3 protein-coding genes are annotated in these 2,865 nt (G+C 68.9%); 1 reads left to right on the top strand and 2 read right to left on the bottom strand.

Annotated features, from left to right (window positions below; translation table 11 throughout):
• The coding region (locus tag VKT83_14060; protein ID HLY23584.1) for a hypothetical protein at window positions 1-661 on the top strand (661 nt) is incomplete at its 5' end.
• Between the two features lie 187 nt (window positions 662-848).
• Here VKT83_14060 and VKT83_14055 read toward each other — a convergent pair.
• Window positions 849-2,204, bottom strand: a complete 1,356-nt coding sequence (locus VKT83_14055) for an IS4 family transposase (protein HLY23583.1) — start codon at window positions 2,202-2,204, stop codon at window positions 849-851.
• 505 nt (window positions 2,205-2,709) lie between these two features.
• Window positions 2,710-2,865 (bottom strand): alcohol dehydrogenase (locus VKT83_14050; protein ID HLY23582.1); only part of this gene is annotated, 156 nt, incomplete at its 5' end.

Raw genomic sequence — 2,865 nt, 5'->3', positions numbered from 1 at the left:
GGCCGTCAGCGGGGATGGACGCTACGTCTATGCCAGCGACTTCATCGGCAACGAGGTCGTCACTCTCCAAGCCGTAAACGCAACCTGCCCCGTTACCCCTCGGAGCGACTGCCGGCAGCCGGTGAGTTCAGGTGCGGGGCTCTTAGAGATCAGAAGGAAGTTCGGCACCACGAAGGGTGAGTCCATGATCTGGCGGTACGACAAGGGCCCCTTCACGACCCTCTCGGAGTTCGCGAACGATCCACTCACTACCACCGATCTGGCGCTCTGCCTCTACGATGCCTCGGCGCAGTCACAGCCTGTTTTGCGGGCGATCATCCCGGCAGGGAACACGTGCGACGTGAAGCCGTGCTGGACCCGTCTGCTGAACGAGCTAACGCCGTTTCGCCCCCGCGACGAGTACAATTACCGAGACAGGGTCGGCACCCCGGACGGCGTCCGGACACTTCTGTTGCGACCCGGACTTGATGGCGAGACGCGGATTACGGCGAAGCTCGTCGGAACGGCGGACCCCCAGCCGACGACGTTTGTGGCCCCGGGGGTGACCCCGCCGGTGCGGGTGCAACTCCTCAACAGCGATCCGGGCGGGCCCTGCTGGGAGGCGACGTACAGTACACCGCTCGTGAATGACATTCTGAACTTCAAGGCTAGGCCAGATTAGGACGCGCGCTTTCTCGATCTGTCCTTTTCCGTCAGGAACCAAGCCAAGTGTGTGATTTCCGGCCCGTTCCGCTCCCGACGGCCTCCCCTGGCCGGTTCCATGCGCAATCCGGTCACGAGCGGCTCGGGCCGACAGCCCGCCGCGATGATTCTCCTTGATCAGCTACCCCACCTAGGGACAATGCCGGTCACTTAACGCGGATCCTTCGACGGCGAGGGCGTTTACGCGGGAAGTTGCTCATCTTGATCTTGACGGCGCGCGGGTAGCGGCGCGGCCGGCGCGCGGGGAGCACGAAGAGCGCGAGCTCGTCGAGCAGGGCCTCGAGGCGGCGCGGCAGGACGCCGGGCGGCGAGAGCCAGGCCGTGTGCCAGAAGCCGCGCAGGGCGAGGAGCGCGTGCCGATAGCTCAGGCGCAGCGGCGGGACGTCGGCGCGCGGGGCCGCGCGGCTCATGACGAGGCGGAGGAGGTTGTAGGCGAGGAGCAGGCCCCACACTTCCTGCTCGACGCGGGTCGGGGCCTGACTGCGCAGCGCCTCCGCGCGTTCGAGGGTGTGCGTCTTGACTTCGTCGAAGGTGAGTTCGAGTTCCCAGCGCTCGTGGTAGAGCGCGACGAGCTCCGCGGCGGGATAGGCGACGGGATCGAGGAGCGAGGTGAAGACGAGGTAGGGGCGAAAGCCGCGGTGGTGGACGCGCACGGCGCGCACGCGGAGCGTCGCCGGTAGGGTGCGGTGCGCGGTGCGGGTCCCGCGGCTGGGCGTGAGGTCGACGAGGTGATCGCCGGTGCCGAGGCGCTGGACGAGGTGGGCCTTGAGCGCGGTGCGCCCGGCTTTGGCGCGGACCAACCAGTGGCGCTGGCGGGCGGGCGCGGCCAGCGCGTGGAACAGCGCATAGCTGCAAAAGCCGCGGTCGAGAATGACGAGCGCGCGGGCGGGCACGGCCTCCCACAGCGTGGTCGCCAGCGTGAGCTCGCTCGTGCGGTACGGGCCGAGGGCGGCGGCGGCGACAAGGTGATGGCGCAGGACCGAGAGCGCGGCCAGCCGCAGCTGTGGGTAGCCCGCGCCGTCCCCGTGGCGACTGCCGGGGCGCCCGAAGTGCGCGACGTTGTCCGCCGTGTCGGCCACGCGCAGCGTCGTGCCATCGAGGCCGTAGACGGCCAGCCCGCGCCAGCGCGTGGTCTCGGCCGCCGCGGTGCTCCACACGGCGGCGGTCTGCGCGAAGAGCGCGGCCAGCGGGGCGGCGCCCAGCTGATCGCGCGCCTGGATGATCGCCGCGTTGGTGACGTGGCCCCGCTCGCCGTTGCGCGCGGGCAGGACGAGGTCGAGATGCTGCACGACCTGCGCGATGCTGCGGTCATGGAACAGGCCCATCCCAATGACGAGCCACACCACGTGCTCCGCCGGCAGCTTGCGTCGGCGGACCGACGCCGTCCCGGTCGCGGCGAGCGCCGCGGCGATCCACGCCGGATCGATCGCGGCACTGAACTGCTCGAAGCTCGCCGGCCGCTCTCCTGCGCCGACGGCGAGTACGGTCTCCCCCAACCCCATCGCCCCCACCTCCTGTGGGGGAGACCAATTACACCCGATCCGAAAACGGATCTAGATCCGGTCACTTACGCGTTAAGTGACCGGCATTGGCGCTAGGGGAGGATTGCACGACGTGTCCAGAGGACTGTGGGACGTGTGCGACGACGACGAGCAGCTCGACCACGACCTCGACGTCGAGCACGACCTCGACATCGGTTCCCGGTCCCTGTGCGCCGGACGGCGCCGGCGGCTGCGTCGGGTCGTGCTCCGACTTCCTCGACGTTTGCGATACGGATCCGATGACCGGTCAGTGCGGGTGCTTCCTGCCGTGCAAGGTGCATGGCGGCTTCGGGTCGTGCGGCGGCGTCTGCCCGCCGTCCGCGTACTGTGGATTCGACGCGAACAACCTCTGTCGGTGCATCACGCCGTGCCAGGGCACCGACCCGCTGAGTTGCGGCGGGGAATGCGCGCCCGGCCAGACATGCATGTACGACGCAGGCAGCACGGCCTGCGTCTGCGGGTAACGTCAGCTCCCCATCGTGAGCACGACGCGGAAGCGGACCTTGCCGCTGTGCATCCGTTCGTAGGCCTCCGCCACGCGGGTGAGCGGGAATTTCTCGATCATCGGATGCACGCCGCTCAGCGCGCTGAATTCCAGCGTGTCCTGAGAGTCGCGCGCAGT

The organism is bacterium (genome assembly GCA_035308905.1).
GTDB lineage: Bacteria > Sysuimicrobiota > Sysuimicrobiia > Sysuimicrobiales > Segetimicrobiaceae > DASSJF01.
The sequence above is the reverse complement of the archived record's forward strand: the minus strand, read 5'-3'. Positions and strand labels throughout refer to the sequence as shown.

Bases quoted from the DNA above. Each gene is read 5' to 3' on its own strand.
- VKT83_14055 (HLY23583.1), bottom strand. From the start codon at position 2,204: ATGGGGTTGGGGGAGACCGTACTCGCCGTCGGCGCAGGAGAGCGGCCG.